Genomic DNA, 16,196 nt, shown 5'->3' with positions numbered 1-16,196 from the left:
CCGGATGGCCAACCGGTCCGCGCTCATACCCGGTAGACCTCGGCCAGGATGGCATCGGCCCCGTCGGCCAGCAGGCGCCGGGCCAGCCGCTCCCCCAGGGCCTCGCCCTCGGCCAGGGGCCCGCGGATCTCGTCGCGGATGACCCGGGTGCCGTCCGGGCTGCCCACCAGGCCGCGCAGCCAGACTTCCTCCCCCTGCACCAGGGCATAGGCTCCGATGGGGACCTGGCAGCCCCCCTGCAGGGCGCGGTTCATGGCCCGCTCGGTCAGCACCCGGATGCGGGTCTCGGCGTGCTCCAGCGGCGCCAGCAGGGCGTGCAGCTCGTGGTCGTCCAGGCGGCATTCGATGCCGACCGCGCCCTGACCGTTGGCGGGCAGGCTCTGCTCCGGCTCGATGAAGGCGGTGATGCGATGGGCCATCTCCAGCCGTTTCAGGCCGGCGGCGGCGAGTATGATGGCGTCGTAGTCACCGGCGTCCAGCTTGGCGAGGCGGGTGTTGACGTTGCCGCGCAGGTCGCGGATCACCAGGTCCGGGCGGGCGGCCCGCAGCTGGCACTGGCGGCGCAGGCTGGAGGTGCCGACCACGGCCCCCTGGGGCAGCTCGTCTATCTGGCTGAAACGGTTGGAGACGAAGGCATCGCGCGGGTCTTCCCGCTCGCAGATGGTGTGCAGGCCAAGCCCCTCGGGAAACTCCACTGGTACGTCTTTCATGGAGTGGACCGCGATGTCGGCCCGCCCCTCCAGCATGGCAGTCTCCAGCTCCTTGACGAACAGCCCCTTGCCACCGACCTTGGCGAGCGGGGTATCCAGGATCTTGTCACCCTGGGTGCTCATGGGCACCAGTTCGACCTGCAGATCGGGATGGAGCGCCTCCAGCCGATCTTTCACAAAGTTGGCCTGCCACAGGGCCAGTGGGCTCTTGCGAGTGGCGATTCTCAGGGTTCGGGCTGCCATATCAATCAGTTGTTTCATCTTTAGAGAGGAAAACGATCTTACCACCCTTTGCAGGGGCTTTCATGGCGCAGCCCGCAAAAGCGGGGCCAAGCTCAAAAACGGTGGCCGAAATTAATTTTCATTCCGCCTGGAATTGATTTTAATATATTGAAATTAAAGTGTTTTATTGCTTTCCGATGATACCTTTGCGAGACCGCCCAGAAATAATCCGGTGATTGTGTGCGGGCTTGTTTACCACCGCTGTTTGCATTGTTAACATGATCACACTTTTTTGACGTCTCCCCGTTTTGGTGCGTCATTTCTATCCCCGATAGGTAGGGCATTGCTGGTAAAACTCGACACGCTGGTGGCGCGCTACGACGAACTCAATCGTCTCAAGACGCAACGGGCGCTGGATCTCATGAGTCGCTACGGGCAGCAGGTTTTCCACCTGCTGCCCGTCATGCTGCACTTCAACCATCCCCTGCTGCCCGGTTATGTGGCAGGGGACGTGCCTCATGGCATCTGGAGTTTCGTCGCCAACGACGCCCAGCAGGCCTTCATCCAGGATCTCTGCCAGAACGCCAACTGCCAGGGGGGGCTCAGCACCCACGACAAGTCGATCCAGGGCCTCTACTCCATGGGGAGCACCTCCTCCATCGGCCAGTGCTGCCACTCGGATCTCGACATCTGGGTCTGCCACGTGGCAGGCCTGTCCCAGGATCGCCTCGCCCTGCTGGAGCAGAAGTGCCAGCACCTCTCCCTCTGGGCGGAGCAGCGGGGGGTCGATCTCAACTTCTTCCTGATCCCCGAGGACAAGTTCCGCCAGCGCAACGATGCCCAGATGCAGGGGGAGAGCTGCGGCAGCGCCCAGCACCTGCTGCTGCTCGACGAGTTCTATCGCAGCGCCATGCACATCGCCGGCAAGCGGCTGCTCTGGTATCTGGTGCCCGGCGAGTATGACGATCACTACGACGACTATGTGAAGGGCCTGTTTGCCCACGGCAAGCTGAGCCAGGATGACTGGCTCGATCTCGGCGGCTTCAACCGCATTCCGGCCGAGGAGTACTTCGGATCCGCCCTCTGGCAGCTCTACAAGGGCATCGACTCCCCCTACAAGGCGGTGCTCAAGTCGGTGCTGATGGAGGCTTACTCCCACGAGTACCCCAACACCCGGCTGCTGTCGGTGACCAGCCGCGACTGGTTCCAGCACAACGAGGGGATGCACTACCGCCTCGACAACTACTGCCTGATGCTGGACAAGGTGACGAACTACCTCAAGTCCATCGGCGACATGCAGCGCCTCGATCTGGTGCGCCGCTGCTTCTACCTCAAGGTGTGCGACGGCCTGAGCCATCCCAAGGAGGATCACTCCCCGGACTGGCGCCGGGAGCAGATGGCCCAGCTGGTGGCCTACTGGGGCTGGAGCCCGGAGCGGCTGCACCACCTGGATCACCGCCAGGAGTGGAAGGTCGAGGACGTCAAGGTGGCCTACGCCGAGTTGCTGGAGGCCCTGATGCAGAGCTACCGCAACCTCATCCAGTTCGCCCGGCGCAACAACATCAGCGAGTCCATCAACCCGGAAGACATCGGCATTTTGTCGCGCAAGCTCTATGCCGCGTTCGAGAGCCTGCCGGGCAAGGTGCAGCGCATCAATCTCAAGATAGCGCCGGATCTCGGCGAGCCGGACCTCAGCCTGGTGCAGGTGCCCCATGGCCGCCTGAACCGTGCCGGCTGGTATCTCTACAAGCATTCCCTCGAGCCCGCCGACATCATAGGCCGGGCGCCGCTCGAATATAACGGCTACATCAGCAAGCTGGTGGCCTGGGCCTATTTCAACGGCCTGCTGACCCCCCAGTCCCGCGTGCACCTGTTCAACCAGGGCTCGGATCTGCACATCGACAACCTGCACCAGTTCTGCCGCGATCTGTCCGGGACCTTCCCGGTCAAGTACCCGCGCGCCACCAATCTGGCCCTGAGTCGGCCGTGCGAGATCCGCCAGCTCTCCATCTTCCTGAACCTGGAGACGGATCCGTCCAGCCACTGGGTGGGGCAGGTGATCGAGTTCGACGCCAACGCCGCGGACGTCTTCTCGTTCGGTCGCAACCAGGAGTGTCTGGTGGGATCGGTGGATCTGGTCTATCGCAACTCCTGGAGCGAGATCCGCACCCTGCATTTCCAGGGGGAGGAGGCCGTGGTGGACGCCCTCACCACCATACTCGGCAAGATGCACCAGGATGCCGCCGCCCCCGAGATGATAGAGGTGTTCTGCTACAGCCAGCACTTCCGCTCCCTGGTGCGCACCCGCTTCCAGCAGCTGGTGGCCGAGTGCATCGAGCTGCGACTGGCCCGGGACAAGCAGCAGCTGGTCAAGACCCTGGCGCTTGGCAAGGAGAAGTACGGCATCTTCTTCGAGCGGCGCGGGGTCTCGGTCAAGAAGCTGGAGAACGCCATCGACTTCTACCGCCACATCTCCCACAACAAGCTGGATCACCTGCCGCTGCGCCTCGACAAGACCCACAGCCAGCACCTGCCCGGCATCGTCGACGCCTACGCCAGCGAAGGGCTGGTGCAGTTCTTCTTCGATACCCGGGATGCGGGCACCAACATCTATATCCTGGACGAGGCGAACCGGGTGGAGATCTACCAGCACTTCGCCGGCAACAAGGACGAGCTGGTGCAAGGGGTGAACCGCTTCTACACCTCGGGTCACGAGCGGTTCAGCAATGCGGGTCAGTTCAGCAACTTCAACCTGCCCCAGTATTACGAGATCGTGCAGGTGGGCGACAAGCTGGAGGTGATCCCCTACCGCAGCCAGAGCCCGCAGCGGGACAATCCGGGGGCGGCCCGGGAAGTGGGGTGATGGATGCGGGGTGAGGAGCCACGCATCGCCATAAGGGATAAAAGCAAACGGCCTGCATGATGCAGGCCGTTGTCGTATTTGGGGGGACTGTCAGGCGCTTAGGCGGGCCAGCAGCCAGCGACGGATGTCGTCGAGCTGCGGGCGGCAGATCTCGTGGCGCATGGGGTACTCGTGCCACTCGGGGCTGAGTCCCGCCGCCTCCAGCCGGTTCTTGGCGTCCCAGCCCATGGAGAGGCTCACCACGTCGTCGTAGATGCCGTGCATGTAGCAGATGGGCAGGTCGCGGGCGGCCTCGCTCATCTCCCCCAGCAGGGTATCGGGGGCCGCCAGGTAGGTGGACATGCAGAGCAGGCCTGCCAGGGGCGCCGGATGGCGCAGGGCGGTCTCGGCGGCGATGACACCCCCCTGGGAGAAGCCGGCCAGCACGATGCGCTCGGGGGCGAAGCCCTCGGCCACCAGCCGATCCAGCAGGGCCGCGATCCGATCGGCGGATTCGCGCACATGGGAGGCCACGGCGCGATCCGCCGGATCCTCGAAACTCTTGATGTCGTACCAGCCGCGCATCCGGTAGCCCATGTTGATGGTGATGGGCCGCTCGGGCGCGTCTGGCAGCAGGTGGCGGATGGGCAGGTCGGCGGGCAGGGCCAGCGCCTCCACCAGGGGGGCGAGGCCGGCGCCTGAGTCACCCAGCCCGTGCAGCCACACTACCGCATGGCGGGCACCCTGGGGGTGCAGGTCGATCATGGGAAGACCACGGGCTCACCGGCCTGGCTGGTACAGGCCCGGGTCAGCAGAGTCTTGAGCTCGTCGCCGAAGCGGTTGTCGATCCAGCTGTCGCCGCGCAGCTCGAAGTGGAAGCCGTTCTCCCGGGTGGCGACCCAGATCTGGTGCAGGGGTTCCTGTTTGTTGATGATGACCTTGGTCTTGTTCTCGAAACTCAGGGTCAGCACGCCACCGGCCCGTTCGCAGTCGATATCCGGATACCCCTCGTCGATGACGTCTTCCACATACTGGAAAAAGGCGTCGGTCAGGGCGTGATACTCGTGATCCTTCATCGGTTTATCCTGTTGCTTTTAACAATGTGAGTGCGATTATAGAGGGCCAAAAATTTTTTCGCAGCGAACCATTATGATTACCCAGTTCACCAAGTGCCTGTTTGCCGCGTCGCTGTCGCTCGGGTTGGCCGCCTGTGGCCTGACGGGGCCGCTCTACATGCCGCCGGCCGAACAGAGCACGCCTGCCGAGCAGGCACCGGCACAGCCCAAGACAGAGAGTACACCGCAAGCCGCCTCGCCTGCGACCGCCAAACCGGCCTCAGAGGCCGCGCCGCAATAATCTAGGAAGGAACCGCCCCCTTGGATCACTTTAACTACGACGCAGACGGTCAGCTTCAGGCCGAACAGCTTCCCCTGCAACGGCTTGCCGAGCAGTACGGCACACCGCTCTATGTCTATTCCCGCGCCACCCTGGAACGCCACTGGCACGCCTTCGACCAGGCGGCGGGCGATATCCCCCACCTGATCTGCTACGCGGTCAAGGCCAACTCCAACCTTGCCCTGCTCAACCTGCTGGCGCGCCTCGGTTCGGGGTTCGACATCGTCTCCGGCGGCGAGCTGTCACGGGTGCTGGCGGCGGGCGGTGATCCGGCCAAGGTGGTCTTCTCCGGCGTCGCCAAGAGCGAGGCCGAGATGCGCCTCGCGCTGGAAAAAGAGATCCTCTGCTTCAACCTGGAGTCGGAAGCCGAGCTGGAGCGTCTGAACCGGGTCGCTGGCAGCATGGGCAAGAAGGCGCGGGTCTCGGTGCGGGTCAACCCCGATATCGACGCCGGCACCCATCCCTATATCTCCACCGGTCTCAAGCAGAACAAGTTCGGCATCCCCATCGAGCAGGCGCCCGCCATCTACCGCAAGGCGGCGGCCATGGCCCACATCGAGATCAAGGGGGTGGATTGCCATATCGGCTCCCAGCTCACCGAGCTCAATCCTTTTATGGAGGCGGCGGACAAGCTGCTGAGGCTCATCGACGAGCTCGCGGCGGAAGGCATCCACATCCATCACCTGGACGTGGGCGGGGGCCTGGGGGTCAACTATGGCGCCGAACAGCCGCCGCACCCCACCGAGTATGCGCAGGCGCTCAAGCAGAAGCTGGCGGGCCGGGATCTGACCCTGCTGTTCGAGCCGGGTCGCGCCATCGTCGCCAACGCCGGCGTGCTGCTGACCCGGGTGGAATTCCTCAAACCCGGCGAGACCCGCAACTTCGCCCTGATCGACGCCGGCATGAACGATCTGCTGCGCCCCTCCCTCTACGGCGCCTGGATGAACATCATCGAGGTGGACAGCCGCGCGGCTCACGAGAAGGCGCTGTACGACGTGGTGGGCCCGGTGTGCGAGACCGGCGACTTCCTCGGCAAGGAGCGCACCCTGGCGATCGCCGAGGGCTCCCTGCTGGCGGTGCGTTCCGCCGGGGCCTACGGCTTCACCATGTCCTCCAACTACAACACCCGTCCCCGTGCGGCCGAGGTGCTGGTGGACGGCGACCAGGCCCACCTCATCCGGGAGCGCGAGCAGTTGGCCGATCTCTGGCGCGGCGAACACCTGCTGCCTTGAGCTATATGGATTTTCTGCGTTCCTCCATGTGAGAGCGTGATTAACGGTGAGACAGGAACGCGCGATGTTGATTGAGTTTTCCAAAATGCACGGCCTGGGGAACGACTTCATGGTGGTGGACGGCGTCACCCAGAAGGTGTTCTTCAGCAGCGACATCATCAAGAAGCTGGCGGATCGCCACTTCGGCATCGGCTTCGACCAGCTGCTGCTGGTGGAGCCGCCCTATGATCCCGAGCTCGACTTCCACTACCGCATCTTCAATGCGGACGGCAGCGAGGTGGAGCAGTGCGGGAACGGGGCCCGCTGCTTCGCCCGCTTCGTGCGCCTCAAGGGGCTGGTCAACCGGGATCGCATCGCGGTCAGCACGGCCCGTGGCCGCATCACATTGCAGCTGGAGGGGGAGAACCAGGTCACGGTGAACATGGGGGTACCCCAGTTCGAGCCGGGCAAGATCCCGTTCCGGGCCCAGAAGGCGGAGAAGACCTACCTGCTGCGGGCCCAGGAGCACACTGTGATGTGCGGCGCCGTCTCCATGGGCAATCCCCACTGCGTCATCGAGGTGCCCTCGGTGGCGGACGCCCCGGTGGAGACCCTGGGGCCCATCATGGAGCGCCACGAACGCTTCCCCGAGCGGGTCAACGTCGGCTTCATGGAGATGGTCAGCGCCAGCGAGATCAAGCTGCGGGTGTTCGAGCGCGGGGTGGGGGAGACGCTCGCCTGCGGCACCGGGGCCTGCGCGGCCGTGGTGGTCGGCATCAGCCAGGGCAAGCTCAAGGAGCGGGTTACCGTCACCCTGCCGGGGGGCAAGCTGACCATCGCCTGGAAGGGACCGGGACAGCCCGTCTACATGACGGGACCGGCCGAGCACGTGTTCGACGGCCAGATAGAGTTATAGCGAGCGAGCCGGGGCAACCCGGCTCCAACAACGGATCATATCGGGGCCCTTGGCCCCTTTTTCGGATGGATCAACCAAGTTATGAGCGAACTCAAACGGCAGGAATCACTGGTGGATGAAGCCACAGTGCTGGAGTACCTGGCCCGTTACCCCGAGTTTTTCCAGCGCCACGGGGCCATGCTGGACCGGATCCGCATCCCCCATGCGCAGAAGGGCACCGTCTCCCTGGTGGAGCGCCAGCTGGACAGGCAGCGCGAGCGCATCGAGCAGCTGGAGCATGAGATCACCGAGCTGATGGGGGTCGCCAGCGAGAACGAGCGGATCTTCCGGGTCTACGCCGATCTCTACGGGGAGATCTATGGCTGCCAGACCCTGTTCGAGCTGAGCGCCGTGATGGGCAAGGCCTTCGTCCAGCGGCTGCGGCTCACCGGCCTGCGGCTCTGGCTCAGCCCGAAGCATTTCCAGCTGAGCGGTCCCGAGCAGCGTTTCCTGGCAGAGGGCCGGCAGCTCGATCAACTGCTGGGCCAGCGCCTGCCGGGCACTGACTACTACTTCGGCCGTCTCAATCAGGGCGAGAAGCAGGCGCTGTTCGGCAACGACGTCCTGGTCAACTCGGTGGCCCTGATGCGGCTCGGCGAGCTCGGCGTGCTGGCCTTCGCGAGCTCGGATCCCAGCCACTTCACCCCCCACAACGACACCCTGCTGCTGGGCCAGCTGGGTCGCCTGCTGCAACTGCGCCTGCCCGAGCTGGCCCGTGGCTAAGGTGCCGACCCGATCCACCCAGGTGCCGTCAGCCGCCGAGCCCCTGCCGGCGGCACTGGCCGACGAACTGGCGGCCTTTATCGAATACCTGAGGGTCGAGCGTCAGCTCAGCCCACACACCCGCAGCAACTACCAGGCGCACCTGGAGGCCATGACCGCCGAGCTGGTGCGTCTCGGCCTGACCGACTGGGCGCACCTGGAGGGAAGCCAGGTGCGCAGCCTGGTGACCCGGATGCACAAGGGGGGGCTGGCCCCCCGTTCGCTCGCCACCAAGCTCTCCGCCCTGCGCAGCTTCTGTGACTGGCAGGTGCGCCAGGGGCGGATCACCGCCAACCCCGCCCGGGGTATCGCCACCCCCAAGCTGGGGCGGCCGCTGCCCAAGAACCTGGACGTGGACGAGATGTACCAGCTGCTCAACATCACCGACGAGCAGGATCCGCTGGCGGTGCGGGATCGCGCCATCATGGAGCTGATGTACTCCTCCGGCCTGCGCCTCGCCGAGCTGGTGGGGCTGAACCTCGCGGACGTGAAGCTGGACGAGCGCCAGCTCAGGGTCACCGGCAAGGGAGCGCGGGAGCGGGTGCTGCCCATGGGGCGGATGGCGGTGGAGTGGCTGCAGAAGTGGCTGAAGGTGCGCCCCCTGCTGGCCGGCGACGAGGCAGAGGCGCTGTTCGTCTCCAAACGCCGGCAGCGGCTCTCCGCCCGCTCGGTGCAGGAGCGGCTCGACGGCTGGGGCAACAAGCAGGCCCTCAATGCCCACGTCCATCCCCACAAGCTGCGCCACAGCTTCGCCACCCACATGCTGGAGTCCTCCGGCGATCTGCGGGCGGTGCAGGAGCTGCTGGGTCACGCGGATCTCTCCACCACCCAGATCTACACTCACCTCGACTTCCAGCACCTGGCCAAGGTGTATGACAATGCCCACCCGAGAGCCAGGCGGGATCCCGCAACGCCGGAGGATGAGTGATGTGGTGGGTTATCTGCGGGGATGACAATGTCCACGTTGCCAGGGCCAAGCCGGATCTCGCAACGCCGAGGATGAGGAGTAAAGAGGAACAGCCATGCAGTTTTACCGTCGCTGGCAGCCGGTGGCCGCCATCTCGTTCGATCTGGACGATACCCTCTATGACAACGGCCCCGCCATCGCACGGGCCGAGCAGTGGATGTTGAGCCACCTGCGCAGCGAATACCTGGCCACTGCCATGCTGGACAAGCCGCGCTGGCTGGAGCTCAAGCGCCAGCTGCTGCTGGCCCGGCCCGAGCTGCGCCAGGACGTCAGCCTGGCGCGCCGGCAGGGCATTCGCGAGGCCCTGGTGCAGGGGGGCATGGCCCCCGCGCTGGCGGAGCAGGAGGCGGCGCGGGTGTTCGCGGCCTTCCTCGCCGAGCGCTCGAAGATAGAGGTGAGCGAGGGGACCCATCACCTGCTGGCCAGACTTGCCGAGCGTTATCCCCTGGCGGTGATCACCAACGGCAACCTGGATCTGGCGCTGGCGGGTCTGGCTGGCTACTTCACCCTGGTCTGCAAGGCCGGGGCGGGCGCCAGGATGAAGCCGGCACCGGACATGTTCGTGCAGGTGCAAGAGGCCCTCGGCCTCGCCCCAGGCCGGATCCTGCACGTGGGGGATCACCCCGAGACCGACGTGCTGGGGGCCGGGTTGCACGGCTTTCGTGCCGCCTGGCTCAACGACCGCGGCCAGCCCTGGCAGTCGCTGTCGCTGTTGCCGGACGTGGAGCTGGGGGCGCTCTCCGAGCTGGCCGACTTGCTGCTGTGACCGGGGGCGCTCTCCGAGCTGGCCGACTTGCTGCTGTGACCGGGGGCGTTGGGATGAACAGGCGGAGACAGGGAAAAAGATGCGCGGGGACGGCGGTTTGCTTGTCCTTGGCGCGAACTGACAAGGGAGTGCAGAGGTGAGTGGAATGAAGGGCGTCATCTGGCTGGCCATCCCCATGGTGCTGGCGGGGTGCGATCTGCTGCGCGACAGCTACCGGGTGGAGTTCAGGGACGGCTCCTGGCGGGAGATATCCATCTCTCCTTTCTCGGATGAGGCGCACTGGCGCGAGGGGTGTGCCACCGGCGAGATCCTGGTGGACATGACCCTGCCCCTGAAGCGGGGCAAGGTGGTGGAGGGGCGGGAACAGCTGCTCATCGGCGGCGAGCTGTTCGAGCTGGAGGAGGCCCGCCTCTATCGCGGCAACGGCGCCGTGCTCGGGCAGGCGCCTGACCATATCCAGCGAGGTCTCAAGGGGCTGGATGTCTGCCGTACCCTGCGTCCTGCCCGCGGTGCCCTGCCCAAGCTCAAGGGCAAGGGGTTCGGCGACTAGCCCGCCCGCTGCCGGTATTGGCGGCAGGCGTCACCGAACGCCTTGAACAACTTGACGGAGTGGGGGTTCTCCGTCGCCTTCCACTCCGGGTGCCACTGCACCGCCAGGGTGAACTGGGGCAGCGCCGGCGCGTGGATCGCCTCGATCAGGCCGTCCTCGGCGTGGGCCAGTGGCGCCAGCCCGGCCCCCAGCCGCCGGATCCCCTGGCCGTGCAGGGAGTTGACCGGGATCTGCGGCTCCCCCATCAGTTCCGCAAACCAGGTGCCGGGCACCAGGCTCACCCTGTGGCTGTGGCCATACTGCTCATCCACGGGATCGTCCGCATCCTCCCTGTGATCCGCATAGCCGGGTTCGCAATAGACCTTCTGATGTATGTCCCCGCCGAGGGCCACGTTGATCTCCTGCATGCCGCGGCAGATGCCGAGCAGTGGCAGCCCCCTGTCGATGGCGGCGCGCACCAGGGGAATGTCGAACAGATCCCTGTCCCTGTCCTGGGGTTTCTCCGGGGTGAGGTTGTCCTGGCCGTAGAGGGTGGGATCTATGTTGGAGCCGGCACCGCTCAGATAGACGCCGTCGGCGAGATCCAGATACTGCTCCAGATCCTCGGTGCCGCAGCAGGTGGGCACCAGCAGGGGCACGCAGCCGCTGATCTCCACCAGGGGGGTGATGTATTTGTGGGTCATTACCTGGTAGGCGTGGCCGCTACGGGCCTGGGCTCCCATGGTCATCAGCACGACGGGTTTGGAATGGGAACTGGGGTTGGGCATAGGTCACCTTGACTATCCTTGTCGGTCTCATCCTGCGCCTTGGGAAGGCCCTTGCCGTGGGGTGCTCGCAAAGGCATGCCTCAAGGCATGGTCATGGGATCAGGGTCGTGCCGTGGTGCCAGAATCGTCGGTCAGCCTGGGCAACGACAGCCTGGATCCTGACTCCAGTCTGCCAAGGCCGTTCAATATGTCAAACGAAATGATGCAACTATGTTAACCGATGGCGTGGCTCAGCCAAGTTGAGTCCCATTTTCAGGGGGTTGTAGAGAGGCGGACGGGGATCCAGGGTATTTCATGGTGGATATATTAAACATTCGGCCCGGATGGCCGGATAGCAGAAGGGCCCCGCAGGGCCCCTCGTCGACTCAGGCTGTCAGGATGAACTCTTCTATCACCCTGGCCACGCCGTCCTCGTCGTTGCGGCTGGTGGTGTGCCGGGCCAGCGCCTTGATCTCGTCGGTGGCGTTGCCCATGGCCACGCCGAGCCCGGCATATTCGATCATGTGGCGGTCGTTGCCCGCATCCCCCACCGCGATCACCTGGGCGGCGGTCAGGCCCAGGTGCTCCGCCAGGGCGGCCACGCCGGTGCCCTTGTTGCTGCGCTTGTTCATGAACTCGAGGAAGTAGGGGGAGCTGCGCACCACCGTATAGCGCTCGTAGAGCTCGGCGGGCAGCCGGGCGATGGCGCGGGAGAGCAGGGGCTCGGGGTCTATCATCATCACCTTCATGATCTGCTCGTCGGCTGGCAGGGTAGCGAAGTCCACCAGGTTGATCGGCATCTTGATCAGCCGGGACTCGTGCTCGGTGTAGGGGCTGACCCTGGGGCTGATGAGACCCTGGCTCACGGAGAAGCCGTGAACGTTCACCCCCAGCTCGCTGGCCAGGTGGGCGATGGCGCTGGCGTCGCTGCCGGTCAGCAACTGGCTGCGGATGATGCGCTGCTCCGCCACCTGCTGCACCAGGGCACCGTTGTAGCAGATGACGTAGTCATCCTGGCCGGTGAGACCGAGCTCGGCCAGATAGGCCGTCATGCCTTCCAGCGGACGACCCGAGGTCAGGACCACGGTCACGCCCCTGGCGCGAGCCGCCGTGATGGCGGCCTGGGTGCGGGGGGAGATCCGGCCCTCTGGGGTCAGCAGGGTGCCATCCATATCCAATGCGATCAGCTTGTACATCTTCTCACTACCTGAGTCTGGCCGGCCCGCCCTGTGGGGCCATGGGGAGGCCGAGTGTAGCGAAAATTGCCGCCGGGATCACGAGTTGAACGGTTGCATGGGCGGTGCTGTCTCTGACTGGCGCCTTAGCGCTGGCCCTGATAGGGGGTCAGTTGCAGCTGATCCTCCCGGATGGCGAAGTGGATGGGGCCGTGCTCGATGTCGACCCTGTTGTGGTGATGGGCCATCTCCACCTCGACGCCGGGGAAGAGGCGCTGGGTGGCGATGATGTCCATGTTGGCCATGAGCGCCTGCAGCGCTTGCTGCGCCTCGACCAACTGCTCGTCCAGGGATCTGCTCTCGTCGAGCTGGCGGGTGCGCAGCGCCTTGATCTTCTGCAGCGTCTCGGGATTGCGCTTGTCGCCGGGCAGTTGCAGCAGCCGCAGGATGAGGTCCTGCAGCTTGTCTATCTGCTCCCGGCAGGCCTGCTTGCGCTGGCGCAGGGCCAGCTCCTGCTCCTTCTGGCTGAAGTAGCCGCCGAGGATCTGCAGCCTGGTCCGGTTCGCCGCCGAGGCCCCGAGCACGGGGGCCATGATGAGCCGGTTGGCGATGTTGACGCCGCCGATGAGGTGACCCTTGCGCATGGCGCTGTCCCCCACCTTCAGATCCTGGCCGCTGCGGCAGTAGCAGTGGCTGAGCTGGCTCAGGATCTGGATGTCGCCGTCGGCCTCCAGCCTGGCGTACTGGGCATAGCCGGCGTGGATCTCGCCCCCGGCGTTGAGGTGGCAGAGGTACTCGTCCTCCCCCTGCTTGCGGCCTATGATGCCGTTGCGCACCGTGATGGTGCCGCCTGACTCGATATAGCCCCCCTCGACGAAGCCGCCGATCACCACGTCCCCGCTGGTCTTGACGCGCATGCCGGGCATGACGTCCCCGGTGACCAGCAGGGAGCCCTCGAATTCGACGTGACCATGGCGGATGTCGACCTGCTTGACGCTCAGCACCTCGTCCACCCGCATGCCGGCCCGCTCCTGGCACGGCAGGCCGGGGCGGGTCGCCAGCAGCAGATCCGGATCCTCGGGGGAGAGGCAGGTGCCTTCCCCCGCCGTCATGGCGCTCTCCTTGCCGGACCTGGCCGGCAGCACCTGGCCCGTCACGGTGAAGCCGTCCACGCCCTGGGTGGCGGGGTGGCGGCGCATCAGCGCAGCCCCCGCCTTGACGGTGAGCAGGGTTCCGAGGTCGCGCATGTCCACCTTGCCGTGGTCCAGCTCCTGGGGAGTCAGGATCCGCTCGGCCGCGGTCGCCACCAGTCTCTCCAGGCGGGTATCCAGGCCGTGCTTCGCCGCCTTGCCCAGGGCGATCACGGGGCTGAGCAGGGCGCCGGGGGCCGCCTCGCCGGCGGCCAGGACGGCGGCGGCGAGCAGCCGCTCGCTCACCCCCTGTTTGACCGGGCTGGCCGCCAGGGCTTCCCGCAACTGCGCCAGGGTGAGGGGCTGGCCGCCCCAGTCGGCGGTGATCTGCGCCCTGGCGCTCATCTGGTCCTTGTCCACCTGGATCAGCAGCCTGGCGTCCTGGCGCCGGGCCACGGGCACGGGCGGGTGGGCTGGGGCATCCGGCGTTGACGTCAGGGTGTTGAGCAGGGTGACGGCCTCGCGGATCCCCTCGTCGAGGGGTTGATAGCGCCGGCAATTGGAGAGGCGCAGCAGGGCCAGGACATCGTCCTCCCGGACGGGCTCGGTGAGGCCAGGGGCGATGCGCAGGCAGACATAGTTCATGTCGGCCGACAGCTGAAACCACGCTTTGCTTAACACCGGGTGCCTCCCTCGTTGCGCCTGTCCGGCTTGCCCGAACGGGGCAGGTCCTTGCCGAAAACCGATGCCGCCGGGGCGGCCCAGGTCGCAGTATTCGGGTATTTTTCCTTCCGGGTCAACGATCTGAATGCAAATGGGTGAACCGGGTTGAGGAAATATCGGCTGACGGGAGAGGGGCGGAGTCGGCACATGCCATGTGCCGCATTGCGGGTTTTTAGCGCAACATGCTGAATTTTTATGCTTTCGCTGTCCAGAGTGTCCATCAAGTTGAGAGTGGCAATACGATTCACCTTGCCAGGCAGGAAGAGAGAGATTTTAATCTGCCGCCGCCCCAGGGAGATGGCCCTGGTCGCCACCGACCAGCCCCTTTTTTTGTCCAACCGAACGAGCCCCATGACCGCCCAAGGCCACCTGCTGTTTTCCGTCACCTGCGTCCTGCTTGCCCACAAGGCCGAGCTCACCCCGGCCCTGGCCGATGCCAGCCTCTGGCACCTGGTCCCCATGGCCCTGGCCAGCGCCCTGCTGCCGGATCTGGACCATCCCCACTCCCTGCTCGGGCGACAGCTGCCCTGGCTCTCGGGGCCCCTCTCCCGCCTGTTCGGCCATCGCGGTTTCACCCACAGCCTGCTGGCGGTGGGGATGGGGGTCTGGGGGCTGGCACAGGTGGAGGCCACCTGGCTGCTGTCAGGGGCGGTGAAGGATGCCCTCATCGTGGGCTATCTCAGCCATCTGCTGGGGGACTGGCTCACCCCCATGGGGATTCCCCTGCTCTGGCCCTGGCGTCGGCGTTTTCGCCTGCCCGGCCTGCCCCTCAGGAGCGGCGGGGGTTACGAGAGGGCCTTCTGCCTGCTGACCCTGGCGCTCGCCGGGTACTGGGTCCACGGGGATCTGGGGTTTGCCGCCTTCTAGTGCGAAGGTTCAGCCTTGGCGCCTGGCCGTTCTCGTCAGGGTGAGGTAGTCGGCGAGCACCGGCAGCCCCTGCAGGTGGCGGCGCAGCATGTCGAGGGCGGCGAAGGCGAGGATCCGGCGCCCGCTCTCGGGATCCGGGTGGCTGACCTTGAGGGTCTGGCCAAACTGCCGCCCGTCGGCGCACAGCAGCAGGGGCACGCCGTCCGGCCCGGCACGGCCTATGGTGAGGCTCAGGGGCGCGGCGGGCACCGCCAGCTGCATCAGGTCGGCGGGGAGGCTGTGGCTGAAGTGCGCCTCCAGCCCGGGGTGGAAATGGCACATGGCCAGCAGGGCGCCCCGGCTCTCCCCTTCTCGCAGGTGCAGCGGCCGCGCGCCCAGCAGGGCCAGGATCTGGCTGGCCGGCTCCTCGTTGCCCCGTCCCACCAGCCAGGGCGCAATCTCCCCCAGCAGGCGCGCCTCGGCGGCATCCATGTCGGCGGCGCTGGCCCCGTGGCCGATGAGCTTCAGCTCGATGAGCGGCATGGACGAGCGGTAGCCCAGCTCTATGCCGGAGGGCCAGGGGGCCGCATCCAGCCGGTCCGAGAGGGCGGATTCCGAGATGCCGAAGGTGTAGAAGCGGCGCAGCTCGGTATCCGTCGCTTCCCCCGCCAGCGCCTTGAGACGCGGCATGATCTGCTCGCGCACCATCTGCTTGAACTCGAACGGCACGCCCGGGGTGAAGAAGAGTCGGCTCTGGCCCTGGCTGGCCGGGTGGCTGACCACAAAGCCGCAGGCGGTGCCCACCGGGTTGTCGAGGATCTCGCAACCCTGTGGCAGCCAGGCCTGCTTGGCGTTGCTGGCGGCCATGGTGCGGCCGCGGCTGGCGTAGCGCTCGGCCATGGTGGCGAGCCAGTCGGGGAACAGGGTCAGGGGTTGGTCGAACGCCTCGGCTGCCGCCTGGGCGGTGAGGTCGTCGGCGGTGGGGCCGAGGCCGCCGCACACCAGCACCACCTCGGCGCGTTCGCTGCTCTCGCGCAGCACGGCCTTCAGGTCGGCGAGGTTGTCCCCCACGGTGGCGCGGCGGCGCACCTGCCAGCCCTGCTCCAGCAGCAGGGCGCTGAGCCAGGCGGCGTTGGTGTCCACCACCAGGCCGGTCACTATCTCGTCGCCTGTGCTGATGATCTCGATGCGCATGG

The 16,196-nt window shown here is 66.0% G+C and carries 16 protein-coding genes; 9 read left to right on the top strand and 7 right to left on the bottom strand.

Annotation, left to right across the window (positions count from 1 at the left end; genetic code table 11):
- Positions 1-23: 23 nt before the first annotated feature.
- On the bottom strand, positions 24-953 hold the full coding sequence (hemC, locus tag I6L39_RS04655) for a hydroxymethylbilane synthase (RefSeq protein WP_216991168.1): 930 nt from the start codon (positions 951-953) through the stop codon (positions 24-26).
- Positions 954-1,275: 322 nt separating this feature from the next.
- Between hemC and I6L39_RS04650 the strand changes: the two genes are divergently transcribed.
- Positions 1,276-3,795, top strand: coding sequence for a class I adenylate cyclase (locus tag I6L39_RS04650; RefSeq protein WP_216991167.1), 2,520 nt, complete (start codon positions 1,276-1,278; stop codon positions 3,793-3,795).
- A gap of 90 nt (positions 3,796-3,885) precedes the next feature.
- Here I6L39_RS04650 and I6L39_RS04645 read toward each other — a convergent pair whose 3' ends face one another.
- Both I6L39_RS04645 and cyaY read right to left on the bottom strand, forming a co-directional pair.
- Positions 3,886-4,539, bottom strand: coding sequence for an alpha/beta hydrolase (locus tag I6L39_RS04645; protein ID WP_209793745.1), 654 nt, complete (start codon positions 4,537-4,539; stop codon positions 3,886-3,888).
- Complete coding sequence (gene cyaY, locus I6L39_RS04640) at positions 4,536-4,850, bottom strand: iron donor protein CyaY (protein ID WP_042077902.1); 315 nt, start codon at positions 4,848-4,850, stop codon at positions 4,536-4,538. The genes I6L39_RS04645 and cyaY overlap by 4 nt, the downstream gene beginning before the upstream one ends.
- Before the next feature lie 73 nt (positions 4,851-4,923).
- Here cyaY and I6L39_RS04635 point away from each other — a divergent pair, with 73 nt between their 5' ends.
- From I6L39_RS04635 to I6L39_RS04605, 7 genes are all read left to right on the top strand, one after another.
- Positions 4,924-5,130, top strand: coding sequence for a lipoprotein (locus I6L39_RS04635; RefSeq protein WP_209793744.1), 207 nt, complete (start codon positions 4,924-4,926; stop codon positions 5,128-5,130).
- Between the two features lie 20 nt (positions 5,131-5,150).
- Positions 5,151-6,401 carry a diaminopimelate decarboxylase gene (lysA, locus tag I6L39_RS04630; protein WP_216991166.1) on the top strand — a complete coding sequence of 417 codons (1,251 nt, stop codon included), beginning with the start codon at positions 5,151-5,153 and terminating at the stop codon, positions 6,399-6,401.
- A 64-nt stretch (positions 6,402-6,465) separates the two neighbouring features.
- The gene (gene dapF / locus I6L39_RS04625) at positions 6,466-7,296 is read left to right on the top strand and encodes a diaminopimelate epimerase (RefSeq protein ID WP_209793743.1); all 831 of its coding nucleotides are present in this window, start codon (positions 6,466-6,468) and stop codon (positions 7,294-7,296) included.
- A gap of 81 nt (positions 7,297-7,377) precedes the next feature.
- A complete protein-coding gene (locus I6L39_RS04620) occupies positions 7,378-8,058 on the top strand; it encodes a DUF484 family protein (protein ID WP_216991165.1) in 681 nt (226 codons plus the stop codon).
- A complete protein-coding gene (xerC, locus tag I6L39_RS04615; protein ID WP_216991164.1) occupies positions 8,051-9,025 on the top strand; it encodes a tyrosine recombinase XerC in 975 nt (324 codons plus the stop codon). Before I6L39_RS04620 ends, xerC begins: the two co-directional genes overlap by 8 nt.
- A 94-nt stretch (positions 9,026-9,119) precedes the next feature.
- Positions 9,120-9,830, top strand: coding sequence for an HAD-IA family hydrolase (locus tag I6L39_RS04610; protein WP_209793740.1), 711 nt, complete (start codon positions 9,120-9,122; stop codon positions 9,828-9,830).
- 145 nt (positions 9,831-9,975) lie between these two features.
- Positions 9,976-10,380, top strand: coding sequence for a hypothetical protein (locus I6L39_RS04605; RefSeq protein ID WP_042077893.1), 405 nt, complete (start codon positions 9,976-9,978; stop codon positions 10,378-10,380).
- On the opposite strand, the gene I6L39_RS04600 is transcribed toward I6L39_RS04605, so the two are convergent.
- The 3 genes from I6L39_RS04600 to I6L39_RS04590 form a co-directional block, all read right to left on the bottom strand.
- On the bottom strand, positions 10,377-11,147 hold the full coding sequence (locus tag I6L39_RS04600; protein WP_042077892.1) for a gamma-glutamyl-gamma-aminobutyrate hydrolase family protein: 771 nt from the start codon (positions 11,145-11,147) through the stop codon (positions 10,377-10,379). The genes I6L39_RS04605 and I6L39_RS04600 overlap by 4 nt on opposite strands.
- A 365-nt stretch (positions 11,148-11,512) precedes the next feature.
- Positions 11,513-12,322 carry a sugar-phosphatase gene (gene yidA / locus I6L39_RS04595; protein WP_042077890.1) on the bottom strand — a complete coding sequence of 270 codons (810 nt, stop codon included), beginning with the start codon at positions 12,320-12,322 and terminating at the stop codon, positions 11,513-11,515.
- Between the two features lie 125 nt (positions 12,323-12,447).
- The gene (locus I6L39_RS04590; RefSeq protein ID WP_367948255.1) at positions 12,448-14,112 is read right to left on the bottom strand and encodes a DUF342 domain-containing protein; all 1,665 of its coding nucleotides are present in this window, start codon (positions 14,110-14,112) and stop codon (positions 12,448-12,450) included.
- A 393-nt stretch (positions 14,113-14,505) separates the two neighbouring features.
- Between I6L39_RS04590 and I6L39_RS04585 the strand changes: the two genes are divergently transcribed.
- On the top strand, positions 14,506-15,021 hold the full coding sequence (locus tag I6L39_RS04585; protein ID WP_216991163.1) for a metal-dependent hydrolase: 516 nt from the start codon (positions 14,506-14,508) through the stop codon (positions 15,019-15,021).
- 9 nt (positions 15,022-15,030) lie between these two features.
- On the opposite strand, the gene I6L39_RS04580 is transcribed toward I6L39_RS04585, so the two are convergent.
- Entirely contained in the window at positions 15,031-16,194 is a 1,164-nt protein-coding gene (locus I6L39_RS04580) for a CinA family nicotinamide mononucleotide deamidase-related protein (RefSeq protein ID WP_216991162.1), read from the bottom strand.
- Positions 16,195-16,196 lie beyond the last annotated feature (2 nt).

The organism is Aeromonas sp. FDAARGOS 1409 (genome assembly GCF_019048705.1).
Classification (GTDB): Bacteria; Pseudomonadota; Gammaproteobacteria; order Enterobacterales; family Aeromonadaceae; genus Aeromonas; species Aeromonas sanarellii.
The sequence above is the reverse complement of the archived record's forward strand: the minus strand, read 5'-3'. Positions and strand labels throughout refer to the sequence as shown.